15 protein-coding genes and 2 riboswitches are annotated in these 18,312 nt (G+C 44.6%); of the genes, 5 read left to right on the top strand and 10 right to left on the bottom strand.

The window, feature by feature from the left end; all coding sequences use genetic code 11:
* Window positions 1-104: 104 nt before the first annotated feature.
* The gene (locus B1A98_RS00995; protein WP_063384143.1) at window positions 105-605 is read left to right on the top strand and encodes a C40 family peptidase; all 501 of its coding nucleotides are present in this window, start codon (window positions 105-107) and stop codon (window positions 603-605) included.
* A gap of 61 nt (window positions 606-666) precedes the next feature.
* On the opposite strand, the gene B1A98_RS00990 is transcribed toward B1A98_RS00995, so the two are convergent.
* From B1A98_RS00990 to B1A98_RS00970, 5 genes are all read right to left on the bottom strand, one after another.
* Window positions 667-1,443, bottom strand: a complete 777-nt coding sequence (locus tag B1A98_RS00990; protein ID WP_041099636.1) for a TerC family protein — start codon at window positions 1,441-1,443, stop codon at window positions 667-669.
* Window positions 1,444-1,484: 41 nt separating this feature from the next.
* Window positions 1,485-1,647: riboswitch (yybP-ykoY riboswitch) on the bottom strand.
* Window positions 1,648-1,719: 72 nt separating this feature from the next.
* Window positions 1,720-4,785, bottom strand: coding sequence for an efflux RND transporter permease subunit (locus tag B1A98_RS00985; protein ID WP_063384144.1), 3,066 nt, complete (start codon window positions 4,783-4,785; stop codon window positions 1,720-1,722).
* A 150-nt stretch (window positions 4,786-4,935) separates the two neighbouring features.
* The gene (gene nhaC, locus B1A98_RS00980) at window positions 4,936-6,321 is read right to left on the bottom strand and encodes a Na+/H+ antiporter NhaC (protein ID WP_063384145.1); all 1,386 of its coding nucleotides are present in this window, start codon (window positions 6,319-6,321) and stop codon (window positions 4,936-4,938) included.
* A gap of 166 nt (window positions 6,322-6,487) precedes the next feature.
* Window positions 6,488-8,074 carry a peptide chain release factor 3 gene (locus B1A98_RS00975; RefSeq protein WP_063384146.1) on the bottom strand — a complete coding sequence of 529 codons (1,587 nt, stop codon included), beginning with the start codon at window positions 8,072-8,074 and terminating at the stop codon, window positions 6,488-6,490.
* 92 nt (window positions 8,075-8,166) lie between these two features.
* Window positions 8,167-8,409 carry a YueH family protein gene (locus tag B1A98_RS00970; RefSeq protein ID WP_063384147.1) on the bottom strand — a complete coding sequence of 81 codons (243 nt, stop codon included), beginning with the start codon at window positions 8,407-8,409 and terminating at the stop codon, window positions 8,167-8,169.
* A 141-nt stretch (window positions 8,410-8,550) separates the two neighbouring features.
* On the opposite strand from B1A98_RS00970, the gene B1A98_RS00965 reads away from it, so the two are divergent.
* The 3 genes from B1A98_RS00965 (at window position 8,551) to B1A98_RS00955 (ending at window position 11,376) form a co-directional block, all read left to right on the top strand.
* Complete coding sequence (locus B1A98_RS00965) at window positions 8,551-9,768, top strand: NupC/NupG family nucleoside CNT transporter (protein WP_063384148.1); 1,218 nt, start codon at window positions 8,551-8,553, stop codon at window positions 9,766-9,768.
* A 142-nt stretch (window positions 9,769-9,910) separates the two neighbouring features.
* A complete protein-coding gene (locus B1A98_RS00960; RefSeq protein WP_063384149.1) occupies window positions 9,911-10,969 on the top strand; it encodes an aromatic acid exporter family protein in 1,059 nt (352 codons plus the stop codon).
* Between the two features lie 149 nt (window positions 10,970-11,118).
* Complete coding sequence (locus tag B1A98_RS00955; protein WP_041099624.1) at window positions 11,119-11,376, top strand: GlsB/YeaQ/YmgE family stress response membrane protein; 258 nt, start codon at window positions 11,119-11,121, stop codon at window positions 11,374-11,376.
* A gap of 111 nt (window positions 11,377-11,487) precedes the next feature.
* Here the strand turns inward: B1A98_RS00955 and metC are convergent, their stop codons facing one another.
* The 5 genes from metC to B1A98_RS00930 form a co-directional block, all read right to left on the bottom strand.
* Complete coding sequence (gene metC, locus B1A98_RS00950) at window positions 11,488-12,657, bottom strand: cystathionine beta-lyase (RefSeq protein WP_063384150.1); 1,170 nt, start codon at window positions 12,655-12,657, stop codon at window positions 11,488-11,490.
* Between the two features lie 5 nt (window positions 12,658-12,662).
* The gene (locus tag B1A98_RS00945; protein ID WP_041099622.1) at window positions 12,663-13,769 is read right to left on the bottom strand and encodes a methionine biosynthesis PLP-dependent protein; all 1,107 of its coding nucleotides are present in this window, start codon (window positions 13,767-13,769) and stop codon (window positions 12,663-12,665) included.
* Between the two features lie 66 nt (window positions 13,770-13,835).
* Window positions 13,836-13,939: riboswitch (SAM riboswitch) on the bottom strand.
* Between the two features lie 68 nt (window positions 13,940-14,007).
* Window positions 14,008-15,009 (bottom strand): aliphatic sulfonate ABC transporter substrate-binding protein, encoded by a 1,002-nt coding sequence (locus B1A98_RS00940; RefSeq protein WP_063384151.1) that lies wholly within the window; start codon window positions 15,007-15,009, stop codon window positions 14,008-14,010.
* Window positions 15,010-15,035: 26 nt separating this feature from the next.
* Window positions 15,036-15,794 (bottom strand): ABC transporter permease, encoded by a 759-nt coding sequence (locus B1A98_RS00935; RefSeq protein ID WP_041099618.1) that lies wholly within the window; start codon window positions 15,792-15,794, stop codon window positions 15,036-15,038.
* Window positions 15,778-16,563, bottom strand: a complete 786-nt coding sequence (locus tag B1A98_RS00930; protein ID WP_063384152.1) for an ABC transporter ATP-binding protein — start codon at window positions 16,561-16,563, stop codon at window positions 15,778-15,780. Before B1A98_RS00930 ends, B1A98_RS00935 begins: the two co-directional genes overlap by 17 nt.
* Window positions 16,564-16,792: 229 nt before the next feature.
* On the opposite strand from B1A98_RS00930, the gene B1A98_RS00925 reads away from it, so the two are divergent.
* A complete protein-coding gene (locus B1A98_RS00925) occupies window positions 16,793-18,049 on the top strand; it encodes an NAD(P)-dependent malic enzyme (RefSeq protein WP_063384153.1) in 1,257 nt (418 codons plus the stop codon).
* The last annotated feature ends 263 nt before the right edge of the window (window positions 18,050-18,312 follow it).

Below are 18,312 nucleotides of genomic sequence, written 5' to 3'. Positions count from 1 at the left end.
TTTCTGGACCAGATGCTATAAAAAAAAGAAGCCTCCCTTACAACAACAGAAGGAAAAATGGCTCCAAGCTATCTGCACAAATTTTATTCACAGGGGGAATTACAATGAAAAAACAGCTAGTTGGATTAGGATTAGCAACCATGATGGTATGCTCTGCAGGAACATCTGCTTTGGCGGCAACGCCTGCCGCACCGGCTAAGCAGACTGTGCAAAAGCTGACTCCTGCACAACAAATTAAAAACATCACTGACTATGCTCTTAAACTCAAAGGCACGCCTTACAAAGCTGGCGGCACAACAGTTAAAGGCTTTGACGCTTCCGGCTACGTTCAGCATGTATTCGGGAAGCATGGCGTGAAATTACCCCGCAGCTCTGCAGATATGTATAAAGCAGGTACTGCGGTAGCAAAAGATAAATTAAATAAGGGCGATTTAGTTTTTTATAATACAACTGGCAAAAAAGGCAATCATATCAGCTTCGTAGCCATTTACTTAGGTAAAAACCAAATGATTGGCGTGTCTTCCAAAAATGGTGTAGCCGTAATTGACATGGAAAACAGCTATTGGAAAACAAAATTTGTAGGCGCCAAACGAGTTGTAAAATAAGATCGGTCTTCCACAAGAAAACAGCGCGGCTATTCGCCGCGCTGTTTTCGTTTTCTCATTATTATTCAGTTGCGTTAGCGGGACCTTGCTTTTTGGCAAACAAATATCCGCCGAGTGCAATGCCAATAAGCACGATCCAGAAAGTTAATTTCCATGGAGTGGATTCAGGAAAATGCTCATCAAGAATGTGAACCTTCGGATGAGATAAAGTAAAAACAGCCAGTTTTACTCCAACCCAGCCGACAATCATAAATGCGGCTGTTTCCAAAGACGGATAGTTTTGCAGCAATTTAACAAACCATGTAGCGGCAAAACGCATAATAATCACACCAATTAACCCGCCAAGGAACATCACGAGAAACTGTCCGGCATCAATTCCCCCAATATGGAACCAGCCGGTCGGCTGAAGAGTCACAGCCAAAGCGACAGCCGCAAGCATGGAATCAATCGCAAAAGCGATATCGGCAATTTCCACTTTTAATACAGTTACCCAAAAAGATGAACCCTTCGATCCTTCAACATTGAGTTCTTCCTCTTCCGTTTTCCCTCTGCTTTTCCATGTCTTATACAAATGGTTAAATGAAATGAAAAACAAGTAAAGGGCTCCAATAGCTTGAACCTGCCATACCTTCACTAAAAATGTAATTAAAAACAAAGCAATAAAGCGGAAAATAAATGCACCAAGCAATCCGTAAAATAATGCTTTCTTTTGTTCTTCCTTCGGCAAATGCTTGACCATTACTGCCATGACAACCGCGTTGTCAGCGGCGAGTATCCCCTCAAGGGCTACTAGTACAAGCAGTACCCAGCCGTACTCCAATAACATTGCTGCATCCATAAATAATGTCTCCTCCTGTAATCCTTTAGTATTTTTCTCCAAACTTATCAAATTTAAACAACAAAAAAGACCTCTGCCTATAAATAGGCAAAGGTCTTGCTGGACATGCTTTCACTCATGCCAACAAAGCCGATGGACGTGGTCCATGAATTGACGACTTTGTTTTAGGTAAAATACCTAACGCTACTCCCCTTTGACTTAAGTCATTGAAGATTCTGTTGTTTGTATACCCAGTATAAATCTTCCTTTACAACTTGTAAACCATTTTCTGTTCACTTACTGTTTTTTATTTAATTTTCTCGTATCCTTATCGAAAAAGCTGTAGACAACCGGAATAACAAATAACGTGAGCAGCGTGCTTGATAACAGCCCGCCAATAACAGTAATCCCCATCGGCTGATTAATTTCGGTTCCCCCGCCAAGGCCGATAGCCAGCGGAACAAGGCCCAGAATGGTTGTTAAAGCAGTCATTAAGATCGGGCGGGCCCGGTCTTTAACCGATTCAATAATCGCCTCATAACTGCTGAGTCCGCTTCGTTTTCTTTGGATAATGTAATCAACGATCACGATGGCGTTATTGACAACAATGCCGGCAAGGATAAGGACCCCGATAACAGCCGGTATGCTGATTGGCGTCCTTGTAAGCGTAAGCGAAAGTGCGACACCAACTACCATTAATGGAACAGTGAACATAATGACAAACGGGTATTTAAATGACTCATATTGAGCAGCCATGACAATATAAATCAGCACGATAGCCAGAATTAATGCCAAAATCATATCGTCGATAGAGCTTTCCAGCAATTCTCGGTCGCCGCCAAATGTCACGGTTGTTTCTTCCGGCAAATCAAGCGAAGCAAGCTTTTCGTCTACCTTCTTGGAAACAGCCCCTAAATTTGTTGCAGACGTGTATTTTGTTGTGAATTGCACCGCTTCCTGCTGATTAATCCGCTGGATGACGACAGGACCTTGTTTCACTCGAATCTCAGCCAGCTGCTCAAGCGGATAAAAGTTCCCGGACGGCGCTTTTACGAGTAATTTCTTCAGCTTCTCTATATTCTTGGTCACTTGTTCATCATAGCGGACTACCACCGTCTGAACAGCGGAATCTTTATTAATAATTTGTGTAGCAGGCACTCCTCTAGTCGCGTCATTGACCGCCGAGGCAATTTGAGCTGGAGCAAGTCCGGCGGCCAGTGCCTCCTCCCGCTTCACTTTTATTTGTATTTCTTTGACCGTTTCTTCTCTATTTGTGGAGACTTCTGTAATGCCGTCAATGTCAGCTACTGCTTTTTCTACCTCTTTAACAGCGCGGTCAAGCCGGTCCGGATTCATATCACGTACATTAAAAGTTAGCGTTTGCGGACTGGAGCCGGAGGCTGACTGCATATTAAAGGTCACCTCCGCTGTGCGGTTAGCAAGGCGGGCGGCCTTCTCGATTTCCGGCTTTACATCATCAACGAATGCGAAAACAGAACGGTTTCTGTTTTCAAGCGGCTTGAGCTTGACATACAGCTCCGCTTTATTGGATGAGCCGGTTCCTCTAAAAGAATCTTCCTGTGTAGATCCAATTAAGCTAACGTACACATCGACATCTTTTTCCTTCCCAAGCTCTTTCTCGATCGCTTTTACAACTTTGTCTGTTTCCTTTAAGGACGTTCCTTGCTCTACTTCCATTCCAATATTAAAGAAGCCTTCATCTGTTGCAGGAAGGAATTGAGAGCCTACAGTCGTCAAGCCTAATCCGCCGGCAATCAGCAGTCCACCTGACAGTAAAATAACGAACAGCCGATGGCGCAGCGACCAGCGAATCGCGGACTCATAGCGTCGGGCAATTGCGGATTCTTTTTTGGCATGTCTCTGCGAGTCAGGAAGCCGGAGCCACCTGCTGGCCATCATCGGAATGACTGTTAAGGCCACCACCAAAGAGGCAGCAAGGCTAAAAGAAATCGTTAAAGCGAATTCCTTGAATATTTGTCCAAGAATCCCCGAGATAAAAACGACGGGCAGAAAAACCGCTACCGTTGTTAAAGTGGAAGCCGTAATGGCTGCCCCTACTTCCTTGGCGCCGTCACGGGCTGCCTGCCGGGAATCTTTTCCCATTGACAGATGGCGGTAAATATTCTCAATCACCACGATTGCATTGTCCACCAGCATACCAATCCCTAACGCAAGCGCTCCCAGGGTCATAATATTTAAATCAAAATCAGCAAAATACATGAGCACAAAAGTCACAATTACCGAGTAAGGAATAGCTACTCCGATAATGAGCGGGCTTCTGACATTTCTTAAAAAAGCGAACAGCACCAGCATAGCCAGCACTCCGCCTATCAGGAGAGAGCTGCCAATATTTCCAATGGCCAGACGGACATAATCTCCCTGGTCAAATAAAATATCTGCCTGGATGCTTTCATAGCGCTTTTCCTTTAGCAGCTTATCAAGCTTTTTCTGAAACTGCTTAGACACTTCCGCCGTATTGGCATCTGCCTGCTGCAGAACACTTAAGAGAACAGCGGGCTGTTCATTTGCTCTTGTGAAATTGCCCGTTTCCTTTCGCTTGGTTTCTACATTCGCGACATCGCCAATTGTAATTTCCTCTCCATTTAGAGGATTAACTGTGAGCACCAAGTCTTTAACTTCTTTTATATCAGTCAGCTGACTGACAATTCTTGTTGTGAGCGACATGCCGTCAGATTCAACAGGACTGCCGGGAAGCGATACGTTATTCGCCTGAATGAGCTGAACCACATCCGATTGGGCTAAATTGTACTGCTTCATTTTTTTCTCATCCAGCTGAATCACAATTTCCTCATCTAATGTGCCGGATACGTTGACGCTGGCAACCCCTTCAACGGTCATTAGATCCTTTTCCAATTGATCAGCCAATTCCTGCAGATTCTCTTCTTTTCCAACCGATTGGAGAGATAGCTGAATAATCGGGAATTGAGAAGGATCGAATTTCATAAATTGCGGCTTGGCCGCATCTTTTGGAAGAGGCGTCCGGTCAATCCGCTGAAGGACATCCGGCTGAATGTCATCAATCTTTGTACTCCAGGAAAATTCCATTAAAATTAAATTGGAGCCTTCCCTCGTCGTCGACGTAATGTTTTTGATTCCAGGCAAGGTTGACAAGCTTTCTTCCAGAGGCTTTGTTACTTTTTCGGTAATTTCTACTGGGCTTGCTCCTTCATAAGAAGTAACGACGACAGCAACTGGCGGGTTAATATCTGGGATCAATTTTAACGGTATTTTTAATAAAGAGACGACGCCAAGAATAATAACTAAAAACATGACAACCGTCGTAAAGACGGGTCTCTTAATGGAAAAGTTGCTGATTCTCAAAATAAAGCTCCTTTCATCTATTGGTTCACTTCTTTAATCATTGATCTCTTTAACTATAGTCTACCATTATAGACTGTTCAACTTTTAAACAGGAACAGCTCATGCTTTAAAAAACGACAAAAAGAAGAACGCACAGCGCGCTCTTCTTTATCAAGCTTCTTCTTTTTTTGTTAATGTCCATCCTGTCATTCCGTATAAAATGGTCAGCAGCGGACTCAGCAAACAGAAAAAAGCAAACGGCAAATAATCGATCGTTGCCACTCCCAGCATTTTCGTTATAAATACACCGCATACTCCCCAAGGAACGAGAGGGTTAATGACTGTACCGGCATCTTCAAGTGTTCTTGCCAGATTCTTTCTTGCTAAGCCGACTTTTTCAAATTGACGCTGAAAGGCCTCGCCTGTCAGTAAAATCGACAAATATTGTTCACCGATAATAAAGTTAATGCCGATGGCAGAAAAAGCAGCTGCCGCTACCGTACTGCCCGCCTTCCTTAAATGGTGTTCAATCGCTTCAAATAAACGGGGAACAATTCCAAGGGAAAATAATAAACCGCCCAGACCTAAAGAAAGCAGAACAAGCGAAATAGTAAACATCATGCTGTCCAGTCCGCCCCTTGTCAACAAAGCATCAACCTCTGCATTGCCTGTTTCAGAAACGAATCCCGAGAATAAAATGCCCCATACTTCAGCAAGCGTTTTTCCAGAATGGGCAAAAGAAAGCAATATGCCAAAAACAGAACTAAGAGAAAGCGTGACAACAGGGGACACTTTTTTAATAGATAACAAGAATAGCAGCAAAAGAGGCAGCCATGCATACCAATGAATCAAGTCCATCTTCTCCAAGGTCGCTTTCATTGCTTCCATCTTCGGAAATTGCGTTTGTTCCACTTCCGGCGAGATAAAGCCGAACAAGACGAGCGTAATGAAAAACGCCGGAACCGTCGTCCAGCACATATTGCGGATGTGTGTAAATAAGTCTACGCCGACAATAGATGCAGCCAGGTTCGTCGTGTCAGAGAGCGGAGACATTTTGTCGCCAAAGAAAGCACCGGACACCACAGCTCCAGCCGTGATAGCTGCCGACGCATCAACGGCCTGACTGACCCCGATAAACGCCACTCCTATTGTCGCTACAGTCGTTAAGGAGCTGCCGATGCCAAGCCCGACAATAGCAACGACAAGAAAAACAACGCTATAAAAAAAATTCGGAGTAACGAGTCCGAAGGCTGTGTAAATCATCGTCGGGATCGTCCCTGACAGCATCCAGCTGCTGATCAGCACACCGATCAAAAAGAAAATGAAAACAGCGCCCATTCCGCTTTTCGCTCCCGCCATCATTCCCTCTTCCATCGTTTTAAAAGGAATTTTTTTGAAAGCGCCAAATGTCAGCAGGACAAAAATAGACAGCAAAATAGGAATATGCGGTACAGATTCGAGCTTTATAATTGAAAAGCTGATCAAAGCTAAAATCATTCCCGTTAATATAAACGCTGACAGCAAAGAAGGCTTTGCTTTTGGTTCAATTTTAAACATGATGTCCACCTCAAAATATTGTTCCCAACTTTTTTGCTTGAACGCTTTTCCGCGTTGAAGTAACTTTATTCATTATTAACGACATTGCTTATACTGTCAATCATTTTTTAAAAATAATAATTTTTTAAAAAACCAGCTTGCCTCGGGGACAAGCTGGTTTTTTAGACTATTCCTGGGTTTCATCTAAGGGATGATAAAGTTTAATTCGTTCATTTTTATCCTGGAACCAGCGAAGCGCAAACTCATTTTCAAACAAGAAGACGAGCTTCCCGTGCCGGTCTTTTACGAGCAGGCTTCGTGAATTGGACAGGTTTTCTTTCACGTCCTCTTCATTCTCAATCCAGCGGGCAATTTTCGAGCCCATTGGCTCCATAATGACTTCTGAGTTATATTCGCCCTTCATCCGGTGTTCAAATACTTCAAACTGCAGCTGGCCAACGGCGCCAAGGATGTAGCTTTCCGTGTGAAGCGTTTTGTACAGCTGAATCGCCCCTTCCTGAACCAGCTGCTCAATGCCTTTATGGAAGCTCTTTTGCTTCATGACATTTTTAGCGCTCACTTTAACGAATAGCTCCGGAGCAAATTGCGGCAGCTTTTCATATTGGAACAAAGGCTTTCCGCCGACGAGTGTATCACCAATTTGATAATTGCCTGTATCGTACAAGCCGATGATGTCGCCACTGACTGCTTCATTCACCGTGCTGCGGTCATCTGCCAGGAACTGTGTCGACTGTGACACCTTTGAAGTTTTTCCTGTTCTTGTGAGCGTAACACTCATGCCTCTTTCAAACTTTCCGGAACAAATACGGAAAAAGGCAATCCGGTCGCGGTGGGCAGGATTCATATTTGCCTGGATTTTAAAAATAAATCCCGAAAACTGTTCGCTCGTCGGGTCAACCTCCCCGTTGTCTGATTGGCGCGGCTGCGGAGGCGGAGCAAATTGCAAATAGGTTTCCAAAAATGTTTGGACACCGAAATTAGTCAGCGCACTGCCGAAGAAGACAGGCGTCAGCTCCCCGGCTGCAATTCTCTCTTTTGAGAATTCATTGCCAGCTTCCTCTAGAAGCATAATTTCTTCCAGCATCTGATCATATAAAGACGACTTTTTGATGTCGTGCTCCACCGCTAAACCGCCTTCTTCATCCAGCGGCAGAAAACGGTCTTCCGCATTTTCTGTGCGGAACTGTTCAATTCGCGCATTAAAGCGGTCATAGATGCCGAAAAACTCTTTTCCCATCCCAATCGGCCAATTCATAGGATAGGATTCAATCCCAAGCACCTCTTCAAGCTCTGCCAGCAGCTCAAGCGGCGGCTTTGCTTGACGGTCCAATTTATTAATGAAGGTAAAGATCGGAATACCTCTCATCTTACACACTTTAAATAATTTCTTCGTTTGCGCTTCAATCCCCTTTGCCGCATCAACAACCATAACGGCACTATCTACAGCCATCAAAGTCCGGTACGTATCTTCACTGAAGTCTTCGTGCCCGGGAGTATCAAGAATATTGACATGGCAATCTTGATAATGAAACTGCATGACAGAGGATGTGACGGAAATGCCGCGCTGCTTTTCAATTTCCATCCAGTCAGATGTAGCGAACTTTCCGGTTTTTTTCCCTTTTACTGTCCCGGCATCACGGATCGCTCCTCCAAATAAGAGAAGCTTCTCTGTTAATGTCGTTTTTCCGGCATCCGGGTGGGAAATAATTGCAAATGTTCTTCTTGAGAGAACTTCTTCTTTTAATGAAGCCATACGGCAGCCAATCCTTTCGAAAATAAAATCCGTTCTACGATGTTTTCATTGCTACAAGAAATTAATATAACGGAAAAAGCACTCTGCGTCCATTACATTTCGCACGTCCATTGATAGATACGCTGTGCCAGTTCAGCAGCAGCCTGTTCCTCAAGAGCTGTGCCGTTCAGTGAAATCGTCAGACGTTTGAGCAGCTGCTCTCCTGTTTCTTCATAAGTGAAGGAATTAGACCATTCAATAGAAGGAACAGCCACAACAAACGCTTCCTCCTTTTTATTTTCATAGATGAAAACCTTTGTTTCTTCACCGTTTGCATAACTTTTTCTAATTTTCACGTTTAACCACCCTTATTTAAGACTATAGCTTACATAGGTATACTCAATTGAATGAGTCTAACCGACTGTTGTTAATCGCATGATTTCATTATAAACTATACACTTGTGACGCCAGCAAGAAAAGACGAAGAGGTGAAAAGAATGAATTATCTTTGGGGATTTTTTGGTATTCTCGTTGTTCTCGGAATTGGTTTTATCTTTTCGAGCGACAGAAAAAAAATAAATTGGCGGACTATTCTCGGCGGTTTAGCCATTCAGCTGCTGTTTGCATTTATCGTGCTCAAATGGGACTGGGGAAAAGAGCAAATGCAGAACTTTACCCTGCTTGTGAACGCCATTATTGACTATTCAAGAGCTGGAATTGACTTTTTGTTTGGCGGGCTGTATACGAAAGAATCGAACATTACTTTTGTGTTTGCTTTAAATGTATTGCCTGTCGTCATCTTCTTTTCCGCTTTAATATCGGTACTGTATTATTTAAATATCATGCAGTTTTTCATTAAAATCATCGGCGGGGCCCTTTCTAAAATACTTGGCACCCGGAAAGCTGAATCCATGTCGGCAGCAGCAAATATTTTCGTCGGCCAGACAGAAGCGCCGCTTGTCATCCGCCCTTACATTAATAAGCTGACCGAATCTGAATTGTTTGCCGTAATGACGGGCGGGCTTGCCTCTGTAGCCGGGTCCGTGCTTGTCGGCTACTCGCTTCTTGGCGTGCCGCTCGAATATTTGCTGGCAGCCAGCTTTATGGCGGCACCCGCGGGGCTTGTCATGGCTAAATTATTCATTCCAGAGACAAGTGCAGAACCAGAGCCGGCTGAATTCAAAATGGAGGCTGATTCAGATTCTGTGAACGTTATCGATGCCGCCGCCCGCGGCGCCAGCGTTGGGCTGCAGCTCGCTTTAAATATCGGCGCCATGCTGCTTGCATTCATCGCCATCGTAGCGATGCTAAACGGCATTCTCGGATGGGTCGGCAGCTTATTTGGAGCAAATCAGCTATCGCTTGAGTTAATTCTGGGCTATTTATTCTCGCCATTGGCTTTTGCCATTGGCGTTCCATGGGAAGAAGCGATCCAAGCGGGAAATTATATCGGCCAGAAAATTGTTGTCAATGAGTTTGTCGCTTATTCCAACTTCGCTCCGGAAATTGCGAATTTGTCTGACAAAACAGTCGCTGTACTCAGCTTCGCTTTATGCGGCTTTGCCAATATTTCTTCGCTCGCTATTCTTCTCGGCGGCCTAGGAAACCTTGCGCCTGCCCGGCGTTCTGATATCGCCCGTCTCGGCGTAAAATCTGTCGTGGCCGGTGCGCTTGCTTCACTGCTAAGTGCAGCTATCGCCGGCATGTTAATCTAAAAGAAAGCTGTCCGTTGACGGGCAGCTTTTTTTATAACACTCCTTTTCCGCACATATAACCAGCCTTTTTTCCCTCCAATCTCCTTTCTCTGATATGGTATACTCGGGTGTACAATAAAATGAATAGTCTTAGGTGATTTTTATGCATATTTTTCGACTTCCCGGCAGCCGGATTATTAAAACAGGGACGGCTGTTTGCGTCACCGCTCTCGTGTGCCAGGCACTCGGCTGGCCGCCTGTTTTTGCGGTAATTACGGCGATCGTAACAATCGAGCCAACAGCTGCCGCGTCCATTCAAAAAGGGCTGGTCCGTTTTCCCGCTTCTATTATTGGTGCTGGTTATGCCATGCTGTTTACCTATTTGTTCGGGCACAGTCCCTTGACTTTTACTCTGGCAGCCATGCTGACAATTTTTACGTGCTCAAAGCTGAAGCTTGATGATGGCTTGCTCGTTGCTACACTTTCTGCGATAGCGATGATTGAAGTAACCGAGGCTCATTTTGCGCAGGCATTCTTTACACGGCTTGGAACAACAAGCATTGGCCTCATTGTTTCCACCCTTGTGAATTTATTCATTATGCCGCCGGATTATTCACAGGAGATCGCCAAAAGAGTCGGAACGCTCCATGAGAAAACCGCCCGGCTTTTTACAGATTCGGCGGGGGCGCTTTTAAAAGAAAAAAGTGCTGCAGGCTTTAAGTTGGCTTATCAATCAGATCAACACTTATTTACAAAAACAGAAACACTTTGCCGTTTTCAGCGGGAAGAATGGCGTTATCATCGTTTTACAGCAGAAGACAGGCGCAAAGTCCACTTTTATGTTAAAAAGCTGGAGACCTTGCGGCAAATTCATTTTCATATTGGCAACTTAATGATCCTCGAGCCTGAACCGCTCTTTTGGAACAGCGGCCAGAAAGACCGGATTTGGCAATCGATTCTTTCCTTAGCCGCCTTTATTGAAAATCCAAATAAGGAGTTGAAGCAGCCGCTCCATCAATCTATGCAGCCGATTATGGAGGAATTTTGGTACGCAAAAGCTGAAGCAGGCTCAGAATCCGGCGAAATGAACAGACTGTTTTCCATTGAGATCTCTTTTTTGTATGAAGTGTTAGCCATTTTCGAATTAGCAGAAGAACTGCAGTCGCATTCTACTTTTCTGCAAAAACAATCTTCTCCTCCTTTGTATGATTACCGAAAATAAAATCGCCTTTCTTCCCCATTTATGAAACAATAAACCAAAAAAAGAAGATTTTTTTCATTTTTAAATTGACTTTTTATGTTTTATATGAATGAATCCGGGAATAAATAAAGCAAGCACGGAATACTAAAAAAGCAAGGAGGAAACAAACAATGGGCTTTATAATGTTTTTAATTGTTGGAGGAATTATCGGTTGGTTAGCCGGACTTATTTTAGGAAAGGACATTCCAGGCGGTATTATCGGTAACATCATTGCTGGTATTATTGGTGCTTGGGTAGGCGGCGCACTTTTCGGAGACTGGGGTCCTGACCTCGGCGGTATCGCGATTGTGCCTGCGTTAATTGGTTCAATCATCCTCGTATTTATTGTTAGCTTTATTATGAAGAGCATGAATCGCAGCCGTGCTTAATGATTAACAAAGGGAGTTCGGAATAAAACCATTCCGAACTCCCTTTAATTTTGTTTGAACAGCAGCCTTACTTTGTATGTCCCTACTGCAGGGGCGCTTTCCGATTTTCTTTTACAAAGAGACTCGCGGTTTTGCCGCTTGCAAAGCTTGTTCAAAATCAGCTATTAAATCTTCAGCGGCTTCTAATCCGACAGATAATCTCAACAAGCCGTCCGTAATTCCTCTTTTATATCTTTCTTCCCGAGGCATTGCTGCATGAGACATTTTTGCCGGATAGGACAAAATCGACTCTACTGCGCCTAAACTGACAGCAAACACCGGAATTTCCACTTGATTCACAAATCTCTGCACGGCTTCTTCACTGTTTAATTCAAAAGAAAGCACTGCTCCCGGACCCGTGGCCTGATAAGAATGAACGACGTGCCCCTCATGATCAGATAACCCAGGATAATATACTTTTTCTACTAGCTCATGCTTCTGCAAAAACTCAGCTAGCGCTTGAGCCGATTTCGAGGACTGCTCCAGGCGGACATGGAGAGTTTTTAACCCGCGCAGCACAAGCCAAGCATCTTGGACACCAAGCACAGCTCCGAATGAATTCTGCAAAGCGTACAGCCGCTCTCCAAGTTCCTTGTCTTTCGTCACAGCCAGACCGGCAAGAACATCGCTATGGCCCGATAAAAACTTCGTAGCGCTATGGAGAACAAGATCAACCCCCAGCTCAAGCGGACGCTGCAAGGCAGGCGTCAAAAATGTATTATCCACGAATGTTAAACAGCCGTTTGCTCTAGCCAGCTTAACAATTCCCCTTATATCAATCACCTTCAGCAGCGGGTTAGAAGGTGTCTCCATATAAATCAGCTTCGTGTTCTCTTTTATATTTAAAGCAACTTCATGGAGATTAGTCATATCAACAAATGTATAGTCTATGCCGAAGCGATTCAAAACACTTGTCACCATACGATAGGTGCCGCCATAGACATCTTCCGTTATCAGGATATGATCTCCCTTAGAAAGCAAAAGAAAGGCGGTCGAAATAGCTGCCATCCCTGAGGAAAAAGCGAACCCGCGCACGCCGCCCTCTAATTCAGCAATAGCTGTCTCCAGCGCTTCCCTCGTCGGATTTCCGGAACGGCTGTAATCATAGCTGCCAAATTGATCAAAGTCTTTCTGATGAAACGTTGAAGCATGTTGAATCGGCACGCTGACTGCCCCGGTTGCCTCATCGAATTTATGGCGGTTGTGCAACAATTTGGTTTGAAAAGAATATTCACTGCTCATCATTCTCACCCCTTCATTTTCTTAAAAGCTTGCGTTAAATCTGCTATTAAATCTGCCGGATGCTCAATTCCAACCGAAAAGCGGAGCAGCCGATTGCACACGCCGTTTTGAACACGAACCTCTTCAGGCACATCCATATGGGTCTGTGTTGCCGGATAGGTAATAAAGCTCTCCACTCCTCCAAGGCTTTCAGCGAACGAAATCAGGCGCAAATTCGCCAAGAAGCTATTGACCCATGTTTCCGACGCCAGCCGAAACGACAGCATTCCTCCTCGCCCTGGATATAAAACATCGGTTACTTCAGGACAACATCGCAGAAACTCTGAAATTTGCTTCGCATTTTCTTCATGCTGTCTCATGCGCAAACTTAGCGTTTTCATGCCCCGCATAAGAAGCCAGGAATCGAGAGGAGCCAATACCGCGCCAGCCGCATTTTGCATTTCCGCTACAGCAAGCGCGAGCCTCTCTCCTTTCACAGCAATCAAGCCAGCCAGGACGTCATTATGCCCTCCCAAATATTTGGTTGCGCTATGAATGACAATATCGGCTCCCTGAGTGAGCGGGCGCTGCAAAAAAGGAGTATAGAACGTGTTATCGACAATCAGCAGCAAATCATGTTCTTTGGCTAAGTTAGCCGCAGCCTCGAGATCTGCCTCCTGCATGAGCGGATTCGTCGGCGTTTCTAAGAAGAGAACCTTCGTTTTATCTGTGATTTTCTTTTTTGTTTCGTTTATATCTTGAAAGCTGTCGTAAAGGAACGACAATCCGAACTTTCTCCAGCCTCTTTCAAACAGGCGGTACGTGCCGCCATATAAATCAGCGGAAACAATCCACTCCTCTCCGGGTTCTGAGAGCGCCAAAAGTGTTTGAATGGCAGCCATCCCAGAGGAAAAAGCAAAACCCGCATCCCCGCCTTCCAAATCAGCAATGGCTTTTTCCAGGGTTTGGCGCGTCGGGTTTCCTGTACGAATATAATCATAACCAGTAGAACGGCCGATGCCTTCATGACGATAAGCGGTAGAAAAGTAAACAGGGACGTTCACCGTTCCTGTTACGGATTCACTTCTATTTCCAATTTGCGCCAGCAATGTTTCGATGTGTGTATGCGACATTTCCCTCTCTCCTTTATATAAAAAAATAAAAAGCCTTCTTAAAGAAGAAGGCTTTTCATGATCTTCCTCTCATCTTCCGGGATCACTCCCGCTGGAATTAGCACCTTGACTTTATATAGCCGGTTGCTGAAGCATCTTCGGGCCAGTCCCTCCGCTTCTCTTGATAAGAACTTATAAAATTTTGATTTTTTTAAATGTACAGTAAAATGATCGAAATGGCAAGGGTTTTTCTAATTATTTATTTTTGAGCAAACTGTTGATCGATCAGTGCTGAAAAATCAGGCTGCTCCTTTAAAAACTTTAAGTCGTAAGAAGAATTGGCAAATTCCTGAACTACTTTCTCATTAACATCAGCTGTATACGTGATTCTTTGCCAAGCATTGTCCACTACGTCCTTCGCTAAATCCTGCTTTGTATCCCTTTTAATTGCTGCTATTGTCAGCTTTTTCGCCTCTTCCGGATGTTCATTAATAAACTTGATCGCTTTCTGGTGGGCATCTACAATTTCTTGTACAAGCTCCGGGTCTTCCTTTATTAGTTTGCCGCTTGTGGCCAGCACGGAATTAGGCAACGTTTTGCCGAAGGAAATTTCATTGCTGTCCACGATGACTTTAGCCCCTGCTTCTTTCACGAGCAGCGTCCCCCAAGGTTCAGGAACAGCCGCTATATCAACTCTTCCAGATTCAAACAATCCTGCATATTGGGCCGGCTTGCCTGTTGTATGCTTCAGCGTGCCGCCGATGCGATTCGATTCAATGCCGAAGTCCTTGATAAATGTTTCCATCTGAACGTCGTGCGTGCAGCCGACTCCCGGCGTAATAAATGTTTTGCCGGCAAAGTCTTTGACTGAATGAATGCCGCTTCCTTTGCGGGCAACGATGGTAGTGCCCCCTGAAGAGCTGCCAGCAACAATTTTAACATCGGCTCCGTTCGTAAAGTTATTCATCACTGGACCGGGTCCCACGAGCCCTGCTTGAACATCGCCTGTTTTCAGCGCCACCATAAAAGCCCCGCCATCCGGGAATGATTTATATTCCACATTGACTTCCTTGCCGAGCGCTTCCTCGTAATAGCCCTTTTCCCTGGCAATCATAGCCGGTACATGGTCAAGGTTTGGAAAATAACCGATCACAACTTTCTTTTTCTCTCCGCTTTTTCCTTCTTCTGCAGCATTGCAGCCGGATAACACACCAGCTAACAACAGCATCATCAAGCTAAAGTAGCCAAGCTTCTTTTTCATCATTTCTCCCTCACTCGCCTAAAGTATTAATTCGTTTCCAATCCCCAGCGGCGCATCACATTCTTCTCCACTCTTTGGAAAAATGCATAATCGACGATGCTGCCGATGATGCCAATTAAAATCATGACAGCGATCACCAGACTCATATCTCCAAAATCAGAGGCATACTTCAATGTATAGCCGAGTCCCGGTCCTGTACTTAAAATCTCAGCGGCCATCAGCGCGCGCCAGGCAAATGCCCAAGCCAGCCGCACACCTGTCACAGCATAAGGAATAGCCGCCGGAAAAATAACCCTGACAAATAAATCGATTCCCCGCGAGCCCATTGTTTGCGCTGCCCGAATATAAAGAGGAGCCACACTTTTAATGCCCATCCGCATATTAATAGTCATAACGAGCGTGCCTCCGAGAACAACAATAAAAATAACCGATTTTTCATTCAAGCCAAACCACATAATAGCAAGCGGCAGCCAGACAATGCTTGGTACGCTTTGAAGCGCCAATATAAGCGAGCCCAGCGTTTCATCAGCTGTTTTTGATTTCGCCAGCAAAATGCCCAGGCCCACGCCGAGCGCCAAAGAAATCAGCAAGCCGATAAACAAGCGCTGGAAGCTGGCTGCTAAATCAAAAATTAATGTTCTATCGGCAAACCCGCGAACAAGCGCCTGCCAAACATCTGTCGGCTTTGGCATGACATCCGGGGTCCAGCCGCCGGCCCGCACAATTCCTTCCCAGGCAATTAATAAGACGGCGAAGAAGATAAGTTGTTTAATGATTCGCTGCATAAGCTAGTTCCTCTTTCACTACTTTGTCTATTTCATTTTTCAACAGCAAACTGATTTTCTTTTCAAGCTGAATAACTTCCTTCTGATCGAATTGCCGCGGTCTTTGGAGATTGACTGGAATATCGGCAATGATGGTTCCCGGCTGCGTGCCCATAACAATGATCCGGTCAGACAGCTTGATGGATTCTGAAATACTGTGCGTAACGAATAAAATCGTTTTTTGTGTCTCCACCCAAATTTTCTCGAGCTCCGTATGCATGCGCGCCCTTGTCTGTTCATCGAGCGCACCAAATGGCTCATCCATGAGCAGCACTTTCGGATTCATTGCCAGCGCCCGGGCGATCGCTACCCGCTGCTGCATTCCTCCTGACAGCTCGTGAGGATAGTGGCCTCCGTAGTGAGACAGCTGCACCATTTGCAAAAACTTTCGCGCTCTTTCTTTTGCTTCTTTTTTGCTCATTTCTTTTTTCAACGGAAACATTACATTCTCTTCTACATTCAGCCAAGGAAATAAAGCAGCTTGCTGAAACACCATGCCTCTGTCTTTCCCCGGCTTTTTGATCGTTTTTCCTTCAAGCTTGATTTGCCCTGACGATGCTTCGCTTAGCCCGGCCACCATGGACAAAAGAGTAGATTTTCCGCACCCTGAAGGACCAAGTATAGAAACAAATTCTCCTTCATTAATCACTGCGTTCACATCAACAAGCACATCGTTTACAACATTGTTGTTCGTAAACTGTTTATTAATATGATCTATGTGTAAAAACATGTAATCACCATCTTTTTAATTAATCTTATATATTTAATCGGATTTATAAGTATTATATACTGTATGCATAGAAAGTCAATTGTTTCCTAAAAATTTTTTACTTACTGTCAATTGAATTTTCTGACTTTTCTGTTGATTATCTCTTTAGGATGTTATAGAATTAAAAACATTACTTCTTGGAGCGAACGCAGCGTCATGATTGTTTATTAAATAAGGAGAAGAGGAGATTATGAAAAATTTAAAAGAAGAAGCATTGGAAATCCATCGCAGTCATCAAGGGAAGCTGGAAACAAAGGCCAAATTGAGCGTTAAAAGCCTTAGAGACCTGAGTCTCGTCTATTCTCCAGGAGTTGCCGAGCCATGCCTTGCGATTCAAGAAAATAGCGCAAAGCTTTATGATTATACGATGAAGGCTAACACCGTAGCTGTTATTTCCGACGGCACATCCGTCCTCGGTCTTGGCGATATTGGAGCAGATGCTTCTTTGCCAGTTATGGAGGGAAAAGCGATTTTGCTTAAAAACTTTGCCGGTGTGGACGCTTTTCCGCTTTGTTTAGATACAAAAGACCCTGAAGAAGTTATCAAGACAGTAAAATTGCTCACTTCGTCGTTTGGGGGCGTAAATCTCGAGGATATTAAAGCGCCTAATTGCTTCTTGATTGAAAAACGTTTAAAAGAGGAGCTGGATATTCCGGTCTTTCACGATGATCAGCACGGCACAGCCATTGTGACGCTAGCTGGATTAATTAACGCCTTGAAATTTGTGAACAAATCTTTCACTGAAATTAAAGTAGTGATTAATGGAGCGGGAGCCGCCGGCATCGCCATCGCTAAACTGCTGGCTAATTTTGGGGTAAAGGAACTTATTATGTGCGATACGAAAGGCGCTGTTTATAAAGGGCGCCAGCACGGAATGAACCCGGTAAAGGAAGAAGTCGCTTCCTTTACGAACGGCAGCGGGGCAAGAGGTACATTAGAAGAGGTGCTCCAAGACAGCGACGTCTTTATCGGTGTTTCTGCTCCGGGGGTGCTCACGCCTGAAATGATTCATACGATGAAAAAAGATCCGATTGTTTTTGCTATGGCTAACCCAGATCCGGAAATCACTCCTGACCAAGCTAAAGCAGCCGGTGTAGCTGTCATCGGCACTGGGCGTTCAGATTTCCCAAACCAGGTGAATAACGTCCTGGCATTCCCTGGGATTTTCCGGGGAGCCCTTGATACACGCGCTTCAGATATTAATGAAGAGATGAAAGTAGCAGCCGCTTATGCCATCGCCTCCCTCATATCAGATCACGAATTATCAGCAGATTACATTATACCTTCTGCGTTTGATGCCCGGGTGGCCCCGGAAGTGGCAGCTGCCGTAGCACGGGCTGCCATCCATTCAGGGGTAGCGGGCAAAAATATTGATATTGATTCTTTGCGCACAAAAACGTACCAGTTGTCAGCCATTCAAGTAGATCCGGCTGAAGTCGTCTTATAATAAGAGCTTTGCCTGGCAGACTGAAATTGTTCAATGATACTTACAGCTTTAAAATGAACAGAAGCGAAAATGTCTCTTCGCTTCCGTTTGCCGACAAAAAGGGGATTGGAATGAAATCATTCCGAACCCCTTTTTGGTTTTTAAATAGTTTCCAAGCCACCCGAGAGAAAGACAAACCGCTCCAAATTCATGATTTTGGCCATTTTCGGACATTTTCTTGAGAGTCATGGCAGCAAAGATGATCGTCTTCTGCCACGTCTGCC

The organism is Pseudobacillus badius (assembly GCF_002189605.1).
In the GTDB taxonomy this organism is placed as follows: Bacteria; Bacillota; Bacilli; order Bacillales; family Domibacillaceae; genus Pseudobacillus; species Pseudobacillus badius.
The sequence above is the reverse complement of the archived record's forward strand: the minus strand, read 5'-3'. Positions and strand labels throughout refer to the sequence as shown.